The 20,500-nt window shown below is 68.0% G+C and carries 16 protein-coding genes; 3 read left to right on the forward strand and 13 right to left on the reverse strand.

Translation table 11 applies throughout. From position 1 onward, the window contains the following. The 10 genes from AB0O76_RS09600 to AB0O76_RS09645 all read right to left on the reverse strand — a co-directional run bounded on the left by AB0O76_RS09600 (window position 1) and on the right by AB0O76_RS09645 (window position 14,957). Window positions 1-3,657: a type I restriction endonuclease gene (locus AB0O76_RS09600; RefSeq protein WP_365487184.1), complete on the reverse strand. Its 3,657-nt coding sequence runs from the start codon at window positions 3,655-3,657 to the stop codon at window positions 1-3. A gap of 122 nt (window positions 3,658-3,779) precedes the next feature. Beyond that, window positions 3,780-4,712: a MarR family transcriptional regulator gene (locus tag AB0O76_RS09605; RefSeq protein ID WP_365487186.1), complete on the reverse strand. Its 933-nt coding sequence runs from the start codon at window positions 4,710-4,712 to the stop codon at window positions 3,780-3,782. Window positions 4,713-5,026: 314 nt separating this feature from the next. Next, on the reverse strand, window positions 5,027-5,275 hold the full coding sequence (locus AB0O76_RS09610; protein ID WP_365487188.1) for a DUF397 domain-containing protein: 249 nt from the start codon (window positions 5,273-5,275) through the stop codon (window positions 5,027-5,029). After that, window positions 5,272-6,087 carry a helix-turn-helix transcriptional regulator gene (locus tag AB0O76_RS09615; protein ID WP_365487190.1) on the reverse strand — a complete coding sequence of 272 codons (816 nt, stop codon included), beginning with the start codon at window positions 6,085-6,087 and terminating at the stop codon, window positions 5,272-5,274. Before AB0O76_RS09615 ends, AB0O76_RS09610 begins: the two co-directional genes overlap by 4 nt. A 592-nt stretch (window positions 6,088-6,679) precedes the next feature. After that, entirely contained in the window at window positions 6,680-7,879 is a 1,200-nt protein-coding gene (locus tag AB0O76_RS09620; protein WP_365487192.1) for a restriction endonuclease subunit S, read from the reverse strand. Next, window positions 7,872-10,706: a class I SAM-dependent DNA methyltransferase gene (locus tag AB0O76_RS09625; protein WP_365487194.1), complete on the reverse strand. Its 2,835-nt coding sequence runs from the start codon at window positions 10,704-10,706 to the stop codon at window positions 7,872-7,874. The genes AB0O76_RS09620 and AB0O76_RS09625 overlap by 8 nt, the downstream gene beginning before the upstream one ends. Before the next feature lie 98 nt (window positions 10,707-10,804). Then, the gene (locus AB0O76_RS09630) at window positions 10,805-11,515 is read right to left on the reverse strand and encodes an RloB family protein (protein ID WP_365487196.1); all 711 of its coding nucleotides are present in this window, start codon (window positions 11,513-11,515) and stop codon (window positions 10,805-10,807) included. Then, window positions 11,515-12,774 (reverse strand): ATP-binding protein, encoded by a 1,260-nt coding sequence (locus AB0O76_RS09635; RefSeq protein ID WP_365487198.1) that lies wholly within the window; start codon window positions 12,772-12,774, stop codon window positions 11,515-11,517. The genes AB0O76_RS09630 and AB0O76_RS09635 overlap by 1 nt, the downstream gene beginning before the upstream one ends. 66 nt (window positions 12,775-12,840) lie before the next feature. Beyond that, a complete protein-coding gene (locus AB0O76_RS09640) occupies window positions 12,841-13,671 on the reverse strand; it encodes a response regulator transcription factor (protein WP_365487200.1) in 831 nt (276 codons plus the stop codon). Further along, on the reverse strand, window positions 13,668-14,957 hold the full coding sequence (locus tag AB0O76_RS09645) for a PspC domain-containing protein (protein ID WP_365487202.1): 1,290 nt from the start codon (window positions 14,955-14,957) through the stop codon (window positions 13,668-13,670). The genes AB0O76_RS09640 and AB0O76_RS09645 overlap by 4 nt, the downstream gene beginning before the upstream one ends. Window positions 14,958-15,141: 184 nt before the next feature. On the opposite strand from AB0O76_RS09645, the gene AB0O76_RS09650 reads away from it, so the two are divergent. Further along, the gene (locus tag AB0O76_RS09650) at window positions 15,142-16,482 is read left to right on the forward strand and encodes a PspC domain-containing protein (protein WP_365487204.1); all 1,341 of its coding nucleotides are present in this window, start codon (window positions 15,142-15,144) and stop codon (window positions 16,480-16,482) included. Then, on the forward strand, window positions 16,469-16,816 hold the full coding sequence (locus AB0O76_RS09655) for a hypothetical protein (RefSeq protein WP_365487206.1): 348 nt from the start codon (window positions 16,469-16,471) through the stop codon (window positions 16,814-16,816). The genes AB0O76_RS09650 and AB0O76_RS09655 overlap by 14 nt, the downstream gene beginning before the upstream one ends. 78 nt (window positions 16,817-16,894) lie before the next feature. On the opposite strand, the gene AB0O76_RS09660 is transcribed toward AB0O76_RS09655, so the two are convergent. The 3 genes from AB0O76_RS09660 to AB0O76_RS09670 form a co-directional block, all read right to left on the reverse strand. Then, a complete protein-coding gene (locus AB0O76_RS09660; protein WP_365487208.1) occupies window positions 16,895-17,419 on the reverse strand; it encodes a DoxX family protein in 525 nt (174 codons plus the stop codon). Between the two features lie 167 nt (window positions 17,420-17,586). After that, entirely contained in the window at window positions 17,587-18,852 is a 1,266-nt protein-coding gene (locus AB0O76_RS09665; protein WP_365487210.1) for a hypothetical protein, read from the reverse strand. A 172-nt stretch (window positions 18,853-19,024) separates the two neighbouring features. Then, on the reverse strand, window positions 19,025-19,810 hold the full coding sequence (locus AB0O76_RS09670) for a class II aldolase/adducin family protein (RefSeq protein WP_361812544.1): 786 nt from the start codon (window positions 19,808-19,810) through the stop codon (window positions 19,025-19,027). Window positions 19,811-19,948: 138 nt separating this feature from the next. Between AB0O76_RS09670 and AB0O76_RS09675 the strand changes: the two genes are divergently transcribed. Next, window positions 19,949-20,422: a pyridoxamine 5'-phosphate oxidase family protein gene (locus AB0O76_RS09675; RefSeq protein ID WP_365487212.1), complete on the forward strand. Its 474-nt coding sequence runs from the start codon at window positions 19,949-19,951 to the stop codon at window positions 20,420-20,422. The last annotated feature ends 78 nt before the right edge of the window (window positions 20,423-20,500 follow it).

Below are 20,500 nucleotides of genomic sequence, written 5' to 3' on the forward strand. Positions count from 1 at the left end.
CTATTCTCCCCTCCCCTTCGCCCGGAAGGAGGCGGCGTGCCGCTGAGCGTGCCCGGTGAGCGACTCCGACAGGTTCCGCAGCGCCTGTCGGTCACGCTCCTTCGGCTTCAGGCCCTGCTCACGCAGGAGATGCCAGATCCCGACCTGCAGCTCGTCCAGGCTCGCCTCGTTCCCGGACCACGAGGCACTGGTGACGTGGCCGGCGATGAGAGAGGCGAGATCCACCGTCACCTGACGCAGAAACTCCACATCAGGCACGTCGAAGGCCGGGGACTCGGTCAGCAGGTCCGACACCTTCGTGTACAACTGCTGCTCGACGGGCGTCAGGTCCGCGACCGCCGGATCAGCCTCCTCCGCCTTCCGCGCCCTGTCGATCAGAGGGCCGATACGCACCTTGATCTCATCCCAGCGCCCATCGAACTCCTCAAGGATCTGCTCCAACTCCTGCGACAACGTCCGATGGACGGGCCGCTCTCCGTGTTCCCGTCGCTCCTCCAAGTGGTAGCGGAGCGCCTGCACCTGTTCCGCCGCGGCCTCCTCCACATCAGGAATGCGGTCCACGACCTCGTCGAAGTCGGGCGCGAGGATGGACACCGGCGCGATGACCTGCGTGATCTCGGGCAGAACCAGATGGTCGGCGACCATGGCCCGCACCTTGCGCCCGTACGCCCTCATGGAGAAGTCCCCACGTTCGGCGTCCCGGTAGTGCCTGCGTACCCGCTTCTGCAGCGCCGTCCAGTACCGCGCATTCGCGACCTGTCCCAAGGCCGCCTCATGCGGGAGTACGCGTTCCAAAGCACCCAGGAACACACCCAGCTTCGCGTCGAAGTCGGCGCGCGCCTCCATGTCGCCGAGCAGGAGCATTCCACGCCCGAGCCCTCCGAGCGTATCCAGTCCCGTGATCCCCATCCCGGCGAGGAACTGCTCCATCTCGACGGCCGCCGCCCGCATGTCCGGGACCTCACTCGCGAGACTGCGCACCGTACGCAGGGTAGGCCCGTCGCCCTTGTACGCGGGCAGCGTGACGGCCAGATCGCTCAGTACGCCGTAGTAGTCCACGACGCGCCCCTCGTGCTTGTTGTGGCGCGGCCGGTTGACGCGTGCGATGGCCTGGAGCAGTTCGGCGTCCTGGATGGGCCGGTCCAAGTACAGGGCCTGCTCGATGGGGGCGTCGAACCCGGTGAGGAGCATGGACTTGACGATGAGGAAAGCGACCGGCCGCTTCTCCTCGACGACGGGCACGGCCGCGCCGCTCCACGGATTCATCGCGATGGTGCCACCCGGCACCGGATCGGGCTCAGGAGCGTGCGTGATCACCCATGGGTTGTCCGGCGGCAGCTCCGGGAACGGCTCCAGGAACCGGTCGATGTTCTCCTGCTGCCGCAGCGGATCGGTCCACTCCCGCCACAGCCCTCGCTTCTGCTCGTCACCGGCGGAGATCACCGGAACGAAGTCGATGCGCCGCAGCACCTCCTGGTACTGCCACGCCCGCAGCAGCACCAGGTCGTCCCACGTGTAGTCCTTCAGGTCCTTGTGCCGCAGCGTCGCCGGATCGAATTCACGTACCCGGGCGAGGAGTTCGGCACGGGCGTCGTTGAGCATGTGCCGGTAGAGCACGGCCGCTCGCCGACTCACCGCCGCCACCTGCGCCTTGAAGCCGCCGGTCAGCGGCCCGGTGACATAGTGCTCCAGCATGTCCACGGCCTTGGCCCGGATCATCGAGACGGACTCGGCGACGGCACGGCTGGTGGGCTTCAGCTTGCTGCGGACCCGGTCCTTCTGCTCGTCCCGCAGCCGCGCGATCAGGTCCTCGAACTTCTGGTTGAGCTCGGGCTTGTCCCGCACCTCGGCCGACCCGGTCCGCCCTTCATAGCGGACCGGCACGACGACCTTGTCCCGCTCCGCCTCGTCCATCAGGTACAAGTCGAGGAACTTGTCGTCCGGCTCAAGGCCGAAAATCCGCCCCGTGTCGGTGAGTCGACCCTTCATGATCGGCGTACCGGTGAAGCCGATCCGGGCGGCGTTCGGCACCGCGTCCCGCAGGCACGCGTGCAGCACGGAGGTGTGCGACCGGTGCGCCTCGTCCACGAGCACCAAGACGTGCGGTGACGTACTGCACTCGGTGAACCGGCGCCGGACTGCTTCGATGGTCTCGGCGTCAGGCGTGGGATCCGCTGCCTCCTCTGCGTTCCCGCCCTTCTCGATACGGGCCTGGGCGGCCGCGAACTCGGCGCTGGGGTCCCGCTCGTCGCTGCTCGTGGTCTCGCCCACGACCCCAGGAATCCGCCCCAGGTACTTCTGGATCATCGCGAAGATGACCGCCCGCCCGCCAGGCTTCCCGGCACGCCCCAGCATGCCTTCCACGTCCGCCTGCGACTTGGCGACCCGAACCGCACAACCACTGACCCGCACCGCCGCCGACAACTGCTGCTCCAGCTGCTTGCGGTCGGTGATGACAAGCACGGTGAAGCGATTCAGCTCCGGATCACGGCTGGTCTGGAGCCTACGGGCGAGGAATGCCATGGTCAGGCTCTTGCCGGAGCCCTGGGTGTGCCAGATGACACCACCGCGCTCATCGGCCTCGGCTGCGGGATCCTCCAGAGTCCGCCCGGTGCGCAGCTTCCGCACGATCTTCTCTACAGCCCGGTACTGCTGGTGCCGGCAGACCGCCTTCACGGTGATCGGCGGCTCGCCCTCCTTCGTCTTCACGGGCAGCTCGAAGACGTAGTGCCGGATGATGTTCAGCAAGTTGCGCGGCTTGAGGACGATCGCGACGAGCTTGTGCTGATCGGTGGGCGACTGTCCCGGCTCGACGAGCCGCTCGCCGTTCTCTCGCCTGACCGCCTGAAGCACGCGGCCGAGCGCCTCGCTGTCCTTGTAGTCGGGGGTCACACTCCGCCAGGCGGCGAAGTGCTCCTCGCTGGACGTGATGGTGCCGAGGGCCGCACCGCTGCCACCGGCGGCCGCGACGAGAAGCTGCACGGGCGCGAAGAACTCCGGCACGCCGCCGGGCCGTTCGTGCGGCTCTCTGGGGTCGTCGTCGAGCGGCATCCCTGCATAGGCCCGCAGATCACGGATCGCGGAACCGACAGGGTCCTTGCGGTCGGGGCTCTTGCACTCGATGACGGCGACGGGAATGCCGTTCACGAACAGCACGAGGTCGAGGACGGCTTCCGCCCCGTCGGGAGTACGCACCCGCAGCTGGTCTACGACCAGAAACTCGTTCCGGCGAAGGATTTCGCTGTCATCGATCCCCTCCAGCTCCCAGTCGATGTACTGCACGTGGACGGTCTTGCCCTGGTGGTGCACTTCGTGGCCGGTGGCCGGAGTGCCGCTCAGGAGCAGGCTGGTGACATCGCTGTTGACGTCCTTGAGGGACGCGGTGGCGACGTTGCGAGCGGCTCGGCTCAGGCCGTCGATGGCGGCGTGGGCGTCGGGGTCGTCCATCCACGTCTCCCCGGTACCGGCGACGCGGTTGATGCGTTGCACGGCGCGACGGAGGCGCTTGGTGAGCAGCACGTCGCCGTAGCCGCGCTCGTCGCCCTCCGGGCCCGGCTTGCTGAGGTCAGGCCCGTGCACATGCTGCCAGCCCATCGACTTCAGCTGGTCGATGATCGGGTGCTCCACCTCGTCGAGCTCGGCCGTGCCGCGTTGCATGTGCTGGCGCCTTTCCCCGCGATGACGTGATCCCACGTTCTCCGTACGTCGACGCGCTCCGGCGGTGGCCGCTTCGACTGTTGTTCTATTTTGCGCGAGTCGTGACGGATGCGGGGCGAATATCAGCGGTTCAGGCAAGTCGAGTTCGGGTGAGCCGGGGGCGGCTGGGATGCGGTGCGGTGGGCGGCGAGGGTGGTGCGCAGGTTTGCCGCGTGGCGGCGTACGTCGATGCGGTTGCCGTCGACACCGACACCGACGCCAGGGAGCGGGACCCCTGTGCACGCCCTGCACAAGCCCTCTGGCAGCGCCTCGGGGCGTCCGGGGACGCCGCAGTCAGTGCACTCCAGGATGAGGCGCGGCACGCGCTGAGCGGGGGGCGCCTGTTCTGGCTCGGGCGGCAGCTTGTCACGCAGCCGACGGGCGAGGAAGGCGCGGGGTGCGTGGACGGATTCCGGGAGGCCGGAGGTGAGGGCGCCGGTGAGCTGGGCGCCGGTGGCACCCCGGGCGAACCATTCGGCGACGAGGGGTTCGAGGGCGGTGCAGTCGGCTGCGGAGAGGGTCACTCGGTGGTCGGCGAGGCCTAGTTGGGCGAGGGCTTGGTAGGCGGTGGTGGGGTGGGGCTGAGGTTCACGGTTCGAGTTCGGGTCCGATGTCGGCTGCTCAGGCTCGGGTTGTACGTCAATGGGGACACCCCCGGTTACGCCGTCACCGGCGAGGAAGCGGGCCCACCATTCGCTGTCACGTGCGGTGCTGGACCAGTGGGTGCGGAAGATCCATCGGGTGCCGTTGGCGCTCGTTTCGGCGAGGCACCGGACGCGGCGCAGATGCCCGGCGCGGGAGAGTTCGTTGAGGGCGGTGCGTACGGCTTGCTGCCCGTAGAGGGGCGAGGCCTTGGCGAGGGTCTTGGCGTCCATGGCAGCGCCGTCAGGGAGCCGGTCGATGAGGGCGGCGAGGTGGCTCTCGCGGGCGGGGAGGTGGCTGAAGTCGACGGAACGGCGGGGGCCGTCGGCGGAATCCGCCGGGACGGAGCGTTTGCCGTAGCCGGGGTTGGCCATGGGGTGTGCGGGGGCAGGCAGGGCGGCGTTAGAGTTTTCGCAAGCCACGAGATCGCTCGATTCGGTTTCGATCTTGGGGTGAGACCCCGGCGGGTGCTGGTAACACCTGTCGGGGTTGTTTATTGCTGCGAACGCTAGAGGGTGGCAACGGGGCGTGGCAAGCCGGTCACGAAAAGTCATGTGCGCTGCGTGGGGAGGCAGTTGAGCGGGCCCGCGCGGGAAGGTTGGGCGGGAGGGCGGGTTGAACCCACCACCCATTCCTCACAAAAGGAGCTCGGGGCACGGAGCTTGACACCCGAAGCTCGGGGCTCGGCTCAGGCGCCGCGCGTTGCGTACGAGATGAAGGCGGCCCAGGCCGTCGCGGGGACGGCGAAGCGAGGGCTTCGGGGCCCGAGCTTCGAGTCTCGGACGTGGATGGAGTGGGGGCAGGGGGCGACTTCAACACAGGCGTTGTAGGAGTCGTTGCTGTAGGTGGACTTGCGCCAGTCGAGGGCGACTTCGAGGCAATCGCCACCCTCGGTATTGCTGTAGCTGGACTTGAACCACGCCAGCCCCTCGCTCATAACTCCCCCGCCACCTTCCTAATGAACTGTGCCGATTGCTCGGCATTGAGGGCTTGCATGCGGATCATGCCATGGCGCTGGGCAAGCAGGGTGACCTTGTCCGGCTCGGAATGGAGAACTCCAGTCGACTGCCCCTCCTCGTACGCAAGAGTTTCGTGGTCAGGCGTCTCCAACAGCACGAGAGGACCATTGAGTCCCGTGTGCGCGCCCTGACCAACGGGCAGCACTTGGACGGAAATGTTGCGGAGTGCTCCCATCTTGAGCAGGTAGTTCAACTGCTCACGCATGCAGTCGCGTCCGCCAACAGGCTCATGCAAAGCGGCCTCGTAGATCACGAACCCGAAGAGGACCGTGGGGCAGCGCACCAACCTCTCCTGCCGCTGGAGCCGACCGGCCACCCGAGCCTCGATCGTCTCGTCGTCCAGGGGAGGACAGTTCGCACCAAGCAGTGCCCGCATGTAGCCCTCGGTCTGCAACTGTCCTGGAACGAAGAGTGGTTGGTACGAGTGCAGAGCCGAGGCTCGGGACTCGGCCTCGGCGTAGTCCTTGGAGTACGAGGGGAACCTGTCCGGCTTGAGGTAATCCTGTGCCGCCAGCAGAAGTCCGTGGGCTTCACACATCTCGTCAGCAACCTGAAGCAACCTCAGCGTCGGCTTCCGCCTCCCCTGCTCCATGGATTTCACGTACTCGTAGTCGTACCCGGACTCGACAGCCAGCGCCTCGCGAGTGAAACCGGCGCGCGTGCGCCAGAGCTTGACCTGATTGCCGCAGTAACGCCACGTCATAGGCGGCTCAGAGCCTGTGGTGCCCACCGCATTCACCTCCCCGGGGTCCAAGCCGGGTACAACCACCCTCTGTACCCGCGCCGCTCCTCCTGAGACTACGCGCGAGCCACGACGGTGAACTCGGCAAACGACGAAAGCTCACACGCAAGGACCGAACCACGCATGCCGACGCCGCCCGGCTCCACCCAGCAGCAGCTCACCCCACCCACGCTCCCGCAGGACATCGAGTGGCGCCTGCCGCGTCACGCCCGAAGCGTGAGCAGGGCCCGAACTCTCCTCACGGAACAGGCCACTTCATGGAAACTCCCTGACGACCTGACGGAAACGGCGGTACTCCTCCTCAGCGAACTGATGACAAACGCGTACCGCCACGCGAAGACCTCCCCGGGCCGCGAGCTCTGGGCCCGCTGCGTACGAGGGAGGACTGCCTCCGCATCTCGGTGACAGACGCGAACGCCACACTCCCGGTGCCGCGCCAGGCTTCGCTCGATGACGAGACGGGCCGGGGCCTGGCACTGGTGGCACTAGTGGCAGATGACTGGGGCACGGAGCCACGCGGGGGCGGCGGCATCGGCAAGACGGTGTGGTTCGAACTACACCTCATGCCTCCGACATAGCTTTAGGCGACCCCACGCATCCGCACTTTCCCAGACAGCAGGTCATCGGTCAGCCCCTGCTTGAACGTTCTGAGCTTGCTCAGTTCCAAAGCATCGGCCGCCAACTTGCGGTCGAATGCCTCAATGGGGGCCACGAGACGACGCTGCTCGTCCAGCGAAGGGAGCGGCACCCGAATCGCCCCGACGAGCGAACCGTTCAAGTTGGTCTGGTTAGACCCTTGACCAATCTTCCGGATCTCGCCGTAACTGCTCTCAAGCCAATAGTGGAGGTACTGGTGATCGAGCTGCTGAGGGTCACAAACAATAGCTGCTGCGGCCTGATTGACGGTTGCTTCGACCCCCAGGACAGCACTACGACCGCGAGTGACTCCCTCGCCATACATGGCAAGCAGTACAGTCCCACGCGGATAAACGCGCAATCCTGTATCAGCGACCGCCTTCGGCGTTACGCATTCGCCAGTCGCTGTAATCACGTTGAAGTTGATCTCTGCGGTCCGCACCCAAGGAACGGTGCCACCAGACCAATACTCTCCGCGTGAGCGCGACGGCGTACTGCCTGACGAGACGGCAGCCATGTCTCGGATAGCAACGCTCGCTACTTGCTGCCCGAACAGCGCGTCGCGCGCGATCTCGCCGCGAACAAGATGGCTCTTCTTGATCAGCGCCTCAATCGACTTCTCTTCCTCAGCCAGCGCCGCGAGGACTTCGACGATACGCCGCTGCTCTCCGAGATCATCTGGATGCAGAATGGTCCAGTTAGCTAGCTTCTCTTTAGTCAAATGGGCGATACTCGTCTGACCAGCCAAGTGACTAAATAGACCCCGCCTTGCGGCGAAACTCATGTAGTGCAGCAGGTAGCAAGGATCAATTGCCCCAGTAGCCCTTAGCCTGTGCAGTGACTTCTGAAAGAAGAGTTCCGCATTAATCCCCTCCCACATGGCGGTGCGCCCAATCTCCCCACCTTCCGTAACCAGGAGATCTCCAGGCCGCAAGGAATAGAGCCTCTGCTCACTCTCGGAGAAGTGCATGCTCTCAAGATCGCGAAGGTCGAAACGCCCCCATTGGACATTTCTATTTGTCAGATATTTGAACTGCTTGCGTCCTTCCCCAGCCGCCTTGCTGAGCATCTTTCCGAGCGTCATATCAAAGTGCTCGCCAACCTTTGATTCCGACCACCCCGGCGGCACTTGCGAGTTACGCATAGCCCAGTTCCCCAAGAAAGGTACCCAACTGTTCCGCCGCAGTAGCCCGCCGCCCCTCAATCTCCCGCAAAGAAACCCGGTACTTCCCCTCCCAAACCCGATACGACTCGCCCAACTCCCGCTGACGCCGCACCACATGACCACCCAGCTTCCCGGACAAGTCCTCCCGCAGGATGCCGAGCACCACGTCCCGCTCCCCACTCGCCTCGGCCAGCTCCTCCCGAGCCCGAGTGAGTCGCGCCTTCTTCACCGCACCGGCTCGGCCGTCAGCCACAGGAGCGTCATCCTCAACAGGCACCGACTCCACACCCGGATGCTCCATCAACGCCCCCTGCCCCGAAGCGACTTGCTCCGCAGCCCGAGCCCGCCCCTTCCCCGAAGCCGAGCCCCCCTTGGCCCCAGCGGCACCGGCAGCCGCCTCCTTCGCCGCCTTCTCCCGCTCCGCATCCCGCTTCCGCTGAACCGCCGGCACCGGCCAGAAGTCGTCCTCAAGCTCTTCGATGGCCTTCTTCGCCTCGGCCCGCTTCTTCGTCAGGTCCCGCATCTGAGCCTTGCTGAGCACCGCCTTGACCAGCTCGGGGTCAACCTCCGGAGCCACCCCCGCCTCCGAACCGGAGTCCGAACCATCAGCCCCATCCGAGTCGTCCCCCGTAGCCAGCGCGGCCGCAGCGGCAACCGCCGCCTCCGCCTCCTGCGCCGCCTTCACCTTCGCGTCCAGCTCCGCGTACGTCCGGTCCGCAGAGGCCAGCTCCTCCAGGAAGTCGGGGGCGATCGCCGCGACCACCTTGTGGTCGTACGCCTGCCGCCGCTCCGCCGCCGTACGGTCCCGCGCCCCACCCGTACGCGGATCCGGCTCCGGCGCCAGCAACGTCTCCACCGTCTCGACCCAGCCGTCCACGACTCCCGCGAAGCCGTTGACCGACAACGCCTTGAGTTCGTTCTTCGCGTCGTGCCACCACCCGGCGACCGCGCCCGCGAGCGCGTACCTGTCCAGCAAGCCCACAGCCAGCAGCCGCTCCCGGAACGATCCGATCAAGTCACCCCTCAGCCGCGCCAGTTGGGCCTTACGTTCCTGCTCCGTACGGTCGTCGCCCTCGACCGGCTCCAGCGAAGCGATCTGCTCCGTCTCGGAAGCCCACCACTCATCGAAGGCGTCCCACAGCTCCCGCTCACGCCCACTCGCCAACGCAGCGAGACGCGGCGCGTCCGGCCGCTCCCCCTCCGGCAGGAAGTCGACGTACTGGGAGTCGTTCTCCCGCACCGCGAAGAGGTCGCCCACCCCGATGTCGTACGCGTCCAGAAGGAGCTTCTTCGCCTCGATCTCGGCGACAGGTACGCCACCCACCAGATGCGCCCGCACATCCTGCGGCTCCGGCGGCGGAGTGTTGTCGACGTACCGGCGGATGTTGAAGTTGAAGTCGTTGCCCTCCAGCTCCTCCCGCCCCACAGCCCGCGCGAAGCCATCCACGTCTTCGAAGACCTCGTCGTCCTGGAACGCATGGAACGTGGAGACGATCTTCTCAATGTGCTCGGGGAGGAGCACATTCTGGGCACGCTCCGCGTGGTACTCGCGGTCGGCGTTGATGAAGAGGACCTGCCCGCGTCGATCCCGACGCCTCTCGCTCGCCGGACGCAGCACGATCACACAGGCCGGGATACCGGTCCCGTAAAAGAGGTTCGGGGCGAGTCCGATCACCGCCTCGACGACGTCGTGCTTCAGCAGCTCCGCCCGGATCTTCTGTTCCTGACCGCCACGGAACAGCACACCGTGCGGCATGACGGTGAAGACCGCTCCGGCCTTCAGCTTCACCATGTCCAGCATGTGCTGGAGGAACATCAGGTCGGCCTTGCCCCGCTCGGACGTCTGGCCGTATGGCATGCGCTCAGTCAGCCGCGGCACCTCCTCCATCTTGTAGTCCATGGAGAAGGGCGGATTACTGAGAACCAGATCGAAGTCGCTCTCCGGATGGAGCGGGTTCGTGAGGGTGTCGCCGGTCCGCAGCGAGAACTTCTTGGCCCCGTGAAAGAGCATGTTCATCGTGGCCATGACCCAGGAACCGCTGTTGGCGTCCTGCCCGGCGAGGCCCAGATTGCGGGAGTCGCCGCCGTGCTCGTCCACGTACTCCATGGCGTGGATAAGCATGCCGCCGGAGCCCACGCACGGGTCGTACACGCGCATGCCACCGTGCGGGCGGGCCAACTCCACCATCATCCGGACGACCGCACGCGGGGTGTAGAACTCGCCGCCCTTGCTGCCGGCCGAGTCGGCGAAGTCCTTGATCAGGTACTCGTACGCGGCACCGATCATGTCGGGGAACTCGAAGTCCTCACCGCGCAGCCGGATGCTCCCGAAGTGGTCGATGAGCGCGGCGAGCCGCTTGTCGGCCAGCGCCGCGGCCGAGCCCTTGCCGCTGCCACCGCCACCGATGCGGTTGAAGTTCACGTGCGCGAACAGGCCGCGCAGCTCGCTGTTGCCCTTCTGTCGTTCCAGGGCGTCGAGGGCGGGCTGTAGGGCCTCCGTGGCCACGTTGTCCACGGCACCGGCCAGCTTCTCCCAGCGGGCCTCCTCGGGGACGAAGATGGCGCCGAGCGGCCCGTACTCCTCGTACGACTCCGCGTCGTCCTCAGCATCTTCCTGACTCTCGCCTGCGGCCAGACGCTGCTGAATGACGACCTCGCGCGCCGCCTCGAACTCGTCATTGACGCGCTTGAGGAAGAGGAGCACGAAGATGAAGTCGCGGTATTCGGCGGCGTCCATCGTGCCGCGCAGAATGTCCGCCGCCGCGAAGAGATGGCGTTCCAGCTGCGCGAGCGTGAGCTTGGCCACGTACGGCACTCCCTGAGATGACTGGCGATTCGTCCGGTTGCACCGGGAAGCCTAAGGCTTCCGGCACGTCAGGAATCACCGCGCACGGATAGTCACCGTCAGTAGTCGACGACGTCCAGGCCGTCCTCGACGAAGCGCCATACGTCCGTGAACGGATCCCACCGATTCTGGTCCGGGCCCGTGTACTCGGGGGAGAGCGCTTTGGCGTACTGCCGCGCCTTCTCGTACTTCCCGCGGAGCTGGCCCGGCATGACCCGCTTCGCCTGCTCCTTGGAAACCGACTGGATGGTGGGGCCGTAGGTCTGGGGGAAGCCTGACTGCTGCCGAAGAATGCCCGCAGCGCTTTCACAGACCCCGCCGAAGGAGCTCGTGTGGTTCTTGTAGTGGAGCAGGCGCCACAGCTCGAAGCAGGGGTGGGAGTACGCGACGTGCAGCTTCGCCTGCTTCGCCCGCGAGAAGGCGGTGGGGATGTCCTTGTGCTCATCGCGGTCGAAGAGGCACCACACCTGAGGCCAGTTCCAGTCCGTCGGCTTCAGCTTCGCCTTCTTCGCGGCCCGCTCGACCTCGACCCACTTGTCGATTGCCTCTTCCACCAGCGGCAGAGGCTTGCGGCGCTTGGTCGGGGCGCTCCGGTTCTCGACCGTGCAGACGAGCTCTCGTCCTGGCTCCGCGCGCGTGCCGTTCTCGGTCACGAAGGTGATGAACTCCGGCTCGGTGACCTCGCCTTCAGTGAAGACGAACACCTCACGCCGCAGCACCTTCGGCTTCCGGCTCCGCCCCGGATTGTCCCGCCCCTTGTCCCTCGCCATCAGGAACGCTCTGCCTCCCCCGCCAGTACGGTCAGCACTTTTCGTCCGATCTGCCCCTGGGTGACGTTCGGCACCCCGCCGAAAGCACCCGCCAGGTAGGAATCCGCAAGGTCCTCATCTGGACCGGGATCGATGTCGCTCAGCGGATACAGCTCCGTGGCGCCGCTCTTGTCCTTCTCCGTGAGCCAGATCTGCCCCGGATCCAGCGAGCGGCCACCCCTGGGAGTCTTCAACAGCGACGCGTCGTGAGACGTGAACAGCAGCTGTGCTTGGTTGGTGTTGGACCATGGGGCCTGGAAAAGGCGTACTACCTCGGCCGCGAAACGCGGGTGGAGGCTGGCGTCCAACTCGTCGATCAGCAGCACGGCTCCACTGTCCAGGGCCAGCAGCAGAGGTCCGATCAGCGCGAACCACGAACGCGTACCGAATGACTCATTGGCCCAGTCGAAGGCGACCGGCTCGTCGCCGCTGCCTCCGTGAAGCAGCTTCACGGTCGGGGCGTTGTCTCCGGGCTGCCGCTTGACTTCAGCACCCTGGATCCCCAGGTCGGCGACCCGAAGGAGTTCCTGGACACGATCCCGCGTCGTCTCGTCGAGCAATCTCTCCGCGGTGTACGCCTCGCGCTGTCTCAGCTCGGTCTCGGGTGTGATGTCCCAGAGGTTCGACCTGAACCAGCCGTAGATCCTGGACAGTTGAGGGTGATTGTCGCTGGCCGCCCGGCTGACGAGAAGGGCGTTCGCGCGCGTGGTGCGGGCGAGGCGCGCACGGTCCTGTACCCGGTCGCCGGGGAACTCGTACACGCTCTGGCGGGACGCGTCCCGGTCGAGCCACACCTGCCGACGCCCCTTGGGATAGGCGTGGAGCCACTCCGACTCGACGCGCTTGTCACCCAGTTCGAAGCCGTACGTCCATCGCACACCGTCATCCAGCACGAAATCGACTTCGTAGAAGGTGCTTTCGGCGGCGGTCTTTGGGTCGAGGGCGAACGGCTCGCGGTGGGGAATTCCGGTGTATGACGTCCAAGGCCCGTAGGAACTAAGGACCGCTTCCCTCATCTTCTTCAGCGCCGTGACGACATTGGACTTGCCGGATGCGTTGGCACCGAAGACACCGAGGACCGGGTAGACCTGGAGCGATTTCCCGTCGGACAACTCCAGCGCACGCGCCGCGTCCGACTCCTCGCCCTGCGGGACGACAAAGGACAGCTCCTGCTCCTCGCGCAGCGACCGTACGTTAGCCGTGCGGAACTTCAGCAGCACACCGTCCTCCTCTCGTCGCGCACAGGGTAACCGCGTGATCGCGTACGCGCCTACCGGACGGTCACATCAGACGAGCCGCCGCGCCGTCGCCCACCGCGTCAGCTCGTGCCGGTTGGACAGCTGCAGTTTCCTCAGCACCGCCGACACATGCGACTCCACCGTCTTCACGGAGATGAAGAGCTGCTTGGCGATCTCCTTGTACGCGTACCCGCGCGCGATGAGCCGCAGCACCTCGCGCTCGCGCTGGGTGAGGCGGTCCAGGTCCTCGTCGACCGGAGGCGCGTCGGTCGACGCGAAGGCGTCGAGGACGAACCCGGCGAGCCGCGGCGAGAACACCGCGTCACCGTCCTGCACACGGAAGACGGAGTCGACCAGATCGGTGCCGGTGATGGTCTTGGTGACATAGCCGCGGGCGCCGCCGCGGATGACTCCGATGACGTCCTCGGCGGCGTCCGACACGGAGAGCGCGAGGAACCGCACCGGGTTCTCGGCGTCGGACATCAACGGCGCGCAACGGCGCAGCACTTCGACCCCGCCCCCGCCCGGAAGGTGCACATCGAGGAGCACGACCTCCGGACGCGTCGTCGTGATGACCGTGACCGCCTGGTCGACATCGGCGGCCTCACCGACGACCTCGACGCCCGTGATCGTGGTCCTGCCGATCTCCGCCTGCACACCCGTACGGAACATCCGGTGGTCGTCGACGAGCACAACGCGCACACGGCGGCCCTCCTGGCCACCACCGACGGCGGCACCGGCCGCATCGGCGGGCTGAGCCGATTCGGTCGCCCCGGCTGGTGCGGTCGGCACGGCCGACGTGTCCGGTCGAGCCGCGGACGGCTCGGCCGCACCCTCTGATCCGCCCCTGGGCCCCACGGGCTCACTCGCGTCGCTCATGTCGTCGCCGTCCTCTCCATCTCCAGCTCGACTTCCGTGCCGCCCCCCGGCACCGCGCGCAGCCGCGCCGTGCCGCCGTTGCGCTGCATACGGCCGATGATCGATTCTCGTACGCCCATGCGGTCGTCCGGCACGGAATCCAGATCGAACCCGGGGCCACGGTCCCGGACGGACACGAACACCGTCTCCCCCTCCACTTCGGCGAAGACCTGCACCGCACCGCCCTCGCCACCGTACTTGGCGGCGTTCACCATCGCTTCCCGCGCGGCCTGCATCTGCGCGGACAACCTGTCGTCGAGCGGGCAGTCGCCGACTATGACGACCTCGATGGGGACACCGTGCTTGTCCTCGACCTCCGCGGCGTTGCGCCGGACCGCCTCGGCGAGGGTGTCGGGCTCGTCGTCCTCGTCCTTGCCCGTGCCCTCCGGTTTGTAGAGCCATTGCCGCAGGTCGCGCTCCTGGGCGCGGGCCAGCCTGCGCACCTCCGAGGCGTTCTCCGCGTTGCGCTGGATCAGGGTCAGGGTGTGCAGCACCGAATCGTGCACATGGGCGGCGACCTCCGCCCGCTCCTGCGCGCGGATCCGCATCAGGCGCTCCTCGGAGAGGTCCTGCATCATGCGTACGAGATAGGGGCCGGCGAGCAGGGCGACGCCGACGAGCACGGCGAGCGCCGCCTGCAGCACGGAGCTGAGGTGCGAGGTCGAGCCCTGCAGCACGACGATGCCGGAGACACCGGCACCGACGAGCAGCACACCGGCGGCCGCACGGGCGATGGTCAGCGTGCGCCGACGGCGGCCGACCGCCATCCAGCGGGCCCGGCGTGCGTTGTCGGCCTGGCGCCAGACGAGGGCGACACCGGCGGCAACGAGCAGGGTCGGGACGAGATAGGCCTTGGTGGAACTGCCCAGGTCCACATTGCCGACGAAGACCATGGCGACGATGACCATCGCGAGCAGCGCTACGAGCTGACCCTTGTCCGGCTTGCGGGCCACGAGCTTGCGGCGGCCGTCGGCCGTCGTCTCGGTGGTGACCGCGGAGGGCGCTCGCTGTGCATCGACACCGCCGACGCCCAGCGGCACGAAGAACCAGAAGGCCGCATACAACAGCGCGCCGAGCCCGTCCGCCATGAACAGGCCGACGAAGATCAGCCGCACCCAGACGACGGGCAGCCCGAGGTGCCCGGCGAGGCCGCGCGCGACTCCGCCGAGCCAACGGCCGTCACCGCTGCGGTAGAGCTTTCGCAGCGGCCGCTCGTCTTCGATGGATACTGCTGCGGCTTCCGGCATGTCTCCGATATTCACACGCGTACGCGGGTGCGGGCATCAGGGTCGACCCCCGAGACTCCCCTGATCTCCGACCCGGACGGACGGTGGAAGCGGGTCGGGGCAGGGGCGCGTCAGGGGTGATATCAGGGTTCGGCCAGGGTTGTCCCGACTGCCGTCGCGGCCTCCCGCCCGTCACCATGGACACATGACAGACGAGCAGCCCGCCGCGACGGGCCCGCAGGCCGCGCAGCGCGATCCGCTGTCCGCCACGGCGCAGGAGCCGGGCGGGCCCGCAGGCGTGCGGAACTTCCGCCGTGACCGGCGGCAGAAGAAGCTGGGCGGCGTGTGCGCGGGGCTCGGGCGGCACTGCGACATGGATCCGGTGATCTTCCGGATCGGTCTCGCGGTCCTCTCCATCACGAGCGGGCTCGGCCTTGTCTTCTACGGCTTCGCGTGGCTGTTCGTCCCCTTCGACGACGAGGAGGAGAACGAGGCGCGCAGGCTGCTCTCCGGCCGGGTCGACGGCCAGGCACTGACGGCCGTGCTCTTCGCGCTCGTCGGCTGCGGCGTCTTCCTGTCCCTGCTGAACAACGGCGGTGCGCTGACCTTCGCCGCCGTGCTCGCCCTGCTCCTCGCGGGTGCGGGGTACTGGTCGCAGCAGCGCGGCCTGACCGATCCCGACCCGGTGGCGGCGCAGACCGTCGCGGACGCACCGCCCGAGGCGAAGGCACCGCCAGTGGCCGGGGCCCCTTCGTGGTGGCGGGACCCGATCGTCAAGGACGGCACGCACGACGGGATCTCGGGCTACTTCTGGGGGCCGGAGGGCGTCACCGTCGAGTACCAGCCGGATCCCCCGCACGGTCGGATACGGCAGGGCGAGCCCGCCGCTCCCGCCCCTCGGCCCAAGCCGCGCGGCCCGCGCTGGATCGGCGGCTCGGTCTTCCTGACGGCACTGGTCGCCGGCGGCCTCGGCACGGGCCTGACGTGGGAGGAGCAAGCGCTCGGCACCAGCCTGCAGACCGGCCTCGCGTGCGCGCTCGCCGTCTTCGCGATCGGCATCGCCGTCAGCGCCTTCGCCGGGCGCACGGGGGTGGGCTCGATCATCCTCGCGGTGATCACGGCCACGCTGCTCGCGGGCGCGGCCGCGCTGCCCAAGGACATCAGCACCACCTGGGCGCGCACGGACTGGAAACCGGCCACGTCGGAGCAGGTCCGGCCCATGTACGAACTGGGTACGGGCATCGGCACCCTCGACCTGAGCCGCGCAGGCCCCGGCAAGGACCGGACGGTGACGACGAGTGCCGAGGTGGGGGCCGGACAGCTGAAGGTGATCCTGCCGAAGGACAGCACGGTGAAGCTGAACGTCGAAGTAGGGGTCGGCGACATCCAGTTGCCGGACGACCGCGACGGAGATGTGGACATCGCTCCGGGCAAGGAGAAGACGGTGACGTTGGACCCGCCCGCGGGCAGCAGGGACGGCGGCACACTTGAGCTGAACGTCGAAGTGGGCATCGGACAGGCGGAGGTGACCCGTGCTACGTCATGAGTTCCATCCCGGCAAGCTGGTCCTGGGCCTGTTCCTGCTGATTGCGGCGATCGCGTACGCGGGTGACGCGGGCGGCATCTGGGACACGCCGTGGTTCGTGGCGTTCCCTCTGCTGCTTGCGGGCCTGCTGCTCGGCGGCGCGGCGGCAGCCGTGGCCTACGGGATACGCGGCCGGCCCGGCCACCGCTCGACCCGTCGCTCGACCCGTCGCTCGACCGACAGCCCGACGGACCGCTCAGCCGACAGCTCGACCGACCGATCAGCCGACCGCCCGGCGGACCACATACCCGGCCGCCCCGCGGACCGGTCGCCCGACGACTCCAAGGACGGCTGACGACTCCAGGGATGCCTGACGGATGTCCGGGGGACGTACGGCCGGGCGTCCGGCCGAATGCCTGGGTGAGCCCCGGGGCTAGACGAGCCCCGAGGCCCGCCTGCGCCGGGTCGCGAGCATCGCGTCGGCCGAGAAGACGGACGCCCCGGCGAGGATCAGGGGCAGCCAGGCCATCAGGTACGCCAGGTCGTTGCCGTAGTAGTAGGGCTCGGTGGACCAGCTCACGGTCAGCCAGAGGCTGAGCGAGATCAGCGCACCGCCGAGCGCCGCGATGCGGGCGAACAGGCCGACCAGGGTACCGATGCCGACGGCGAGTTCACCGATGGCGATGGCGTAGCCGAAGCCGACGGGGCTCTTGAGGGAGAGGTCGACGAGGGCCGGGATGGCGGAGACGTCGCGGACGCCCTCCATCATCTCGCCGATGGACCCGGCGCCGCTGGCGGACATGAACGCGCTGTCGGTGATCTTGTCCAGGCCGGCGTAGATGAAGGTGACGCCGAGGAAGACGCGGAGCGGGAGCAGGGCGTAGCGGGAAGCGCTCTCCCTCCAGCCGCTGCTTCTGACGTAGCCGGTGTGGCTGCCGGTGCGCATGCCGTGAGCCATCGCCCTCGCCGCCTCTCCCATTGACTGTCTCGCCCATTGACCCGTCATCAGACGATACGTAGGAACAGGGGGTCCTGCTCAGTGGCGTACACCGAATTCGCGAGAACAGTTCCGTTGCCGTGCCGGGCTTCCCGGTCCGTGACCGGGGCCGTGACTCAGTGCGGGAATCAGTCCGTGACGTCGATCGTGCACCGGTTCGTCTCCACGCCCGCTGCGGTGATCACCTGGACGTCGACGCGGCCCGGCTCCACATCGACCGGGACGGGGACGGTCAGGGCAGCGTCGGTCGGGTTGGTGAATCCGCCGGGCACGGGGACGAGCGGCACATGGACGTGGACGGTTCCGATGCGGACGACCATACGGGCGAGACGGTCGGCGTTCTGCGCGCCCGGAGGCACGAATCCGGCGCCGCGGATCTCGATGTCGTCGCCGGTGCGGATGGGGGCGTCGAGGTCGCCGGCCTCGCGGGCCCGCACCACGGAGAGGATCACGGGGCGGCCGCCCTCGGCGTACTTGCCCGCCAGGTATGTCGCCGCCGACACCAGGACGAGCAGCGCGAGCCCCCACGGCAGGTCGGGCAGCTGTTCCGGGCGGCGCGCGAGCCGTACGGCGGCGAAGACGATGGCGACGGCGCTGACCAGGACGTACTGCGTGTCCGCGAAGCTGCCGCGGCCCGCGTCGTCGGTGAGCAGATCGGCGGCTCGGGGCCGGTGGGCCGGCACCTTCTGCAGCCGCTGGCCGAGGACGCGCAGGCCCACCACACGGCGGACGAGCACGGCGACCCCGCACACGACGGCGAGGACGGTGACGGCTCCGGCGGCGCGGGCGAGTTCGAGACCGGCGATCAGTTCGTCCCGCTGCCGGTGCCCGGAAGCACCGGCCAGCTGCCCGGCGATGACGAGCACGGCGAAGACGACGAGGAGGACCCAGCAGGCCGCCACGGCGCGGGAGGTGGAGAGGCGGTTGTCCTCGCCGATCACCGGCGCGAGGACGCCGCCGCGCGCCCGGTGCAGATGTCCGGCGCCGGTCAGCAGGCCGCCGACGACCACGGCCGCAAGGAGTCCGGCCGTACGGGCGAGCGTCCAGCCGGTGCCGATCGCGGTGAGCGCCTGGACCAGGAGCAGCACGCCCGCGGCTCCCCAGACGACACCGAGGGTGCGCCGCCACAGCAGGCCCAGCCAGGCCTCGCCCTCGGCCCGGCCTCGTTCGGCGACGGCGCGCGCGGACTGGGTCAGTTCGTCCGACACCCACTGCCGGGAAGCGCCCGCGGAGTGCGCGACCGCCGCGGGAAGCCCCTCCCCGGCGGCCAGCTCGTCGCGCTTGGCGAGGAACTCGGCCACGGCCCGCCGGTGCCCCTCGCGCGCACCGTGCGGGCAGTCACCGCATGCGCAGCCACCCCCGTGCGCGCCCTGCCGCGCCTCCTGCACCGCCACCGCGTACGCCGCCTTCCCCGCCCTCGTCCGAGCACCGATCCGTGAAGCACCGATCCGTGAACTTCCTTGCGATGAAAGGGGATTGTGCCGTACGGGAAGACGACCAGGCCCCTCGGGTCAGGTCAGGGCAGGTGAGGCCGGTGCGCCGGGGTTGACGGAGGGGAGCGACGGCTCAGGTCAGCAGATCCGGTTCGCTGCGGCTGATGTCCTGCCACAGGGGCTGGTAGTTGATCCACGCCACCAGATCGCTGCCGAGTTGTTCGCGCGTCGCCACGGCCTGCTTGTGGCCGATCAGGACCGGTCGCCCCGCGGCCCGTGCGCTGAGCTGGACCTGGCAGGAGCGCTCCAGGGTGAGGAACCACCAGGCGGCGGCGTCCACGGAGTCGCCGACCGTGAGGAGTCCGTGGTTGCGCAGGATGACGGCCTTGTGGTCGCCGAGCGCGGTCGCGATGCGCCGGCCTTCCTCCGCGTCGACGACGACACCGGTGTAGCCGTCGTACAGCGCGTGGCTCTCGTAGAAGGCGCAGGACTCCTGGGTGATGGGGTCGAGGAGTTCGCCGAGCGTGGAGAGCGCGCGGCCGTGCAGCGAGTGGCAGTGGGCGACGGCGACGACGTCGGGCCGCGCCAGATGCGCCTGCGCGTGGACGGTGAAGGCGGCCTGGTTGACGTGGTGGCGGCCCTCGACGACCTGTCCCTCCGCGTTGGCGAGGACCAGATCGCCCACGGTGATGTGCTTGAAGGGCATCCCGAAGGGGTTCACCCAGAAGCAGTCGTCGTACTCCGGGTCGCGCGCCGTGATGTGCCCGGACACCCCGTCCTCGTATCCGAGCCGCCCGAAGAGCCGCAGCGCCCCGGCGAGCCGCTCCTTGCGGTACCGCCGTTCGTCCGCCATCGAGTCATGGACGGGCGGCATCGCGAACTGCAGCCGTTCGACGGGTATCGGTGTGGGCGCCTGCATGGTTCCTCCATCCCTCGCTGTACGGAGCGGAAGTTACCGGCGGTCAGCGCAGGAAGACAGGGGCCTCCGTGAAGAGAGTGCGCAAGGCGGGCGGGAAACCAGACAGAAGGTGTCGGGTATCTGCGGCACACTCGCCGCATGACGACGAACTGGGCAGCCTTCGCCGCGGCAGAACCCGACTTCGCACGGACCGCCGAGGAGCGGTTCGGCCTTTTCACGCACCACATCCTCGCCACACTCCGCAAGGACGGATCGCCGCGCACCACGGGGCTCGAAGTCCGTTTCCTGTACGGCGAGTTGTGGCTGGGCATGATGCCGAACTCGATGAAGGCGCTCGACCTGCGCCGCGACCCGCGCTTCTCGCTCCAGGCGAACCCGGGATCCGGCACGGAGATGGCGGGCGGCGACGTGCGGATCTCCGGCCGGGCGATCGAGGTGGAGGACCCCGAGGTCATCGCCCGGTACGTGGGGGATGTCGCGCCGCCGGAGCCGTTCCACCTCTTCCGCACGGAGCTGACGGAGGTGGTCCGGACGTACATCGAGGACGAGAAGTATCTGGCGGTGCAGTTGTGGAAGCCGGGTGCGCCCGCGCGGACGACCAGGCGGACCTGACGTACGCGAACGGCGCCGCCCACAGAAGTGGACGGCGCCGTTTCAGCCCTGCGGAGAACTCCGCGGAAAGCCCCACGG

The organism is Streptomyces sp. NPDC086554 (assembly GCF_040686095.1).
Classification (GTDB): Bacteria; Actinomycetota; Actinomycetes; order Streptomycetales; family Streptomycetaceae; genus Streptomyces.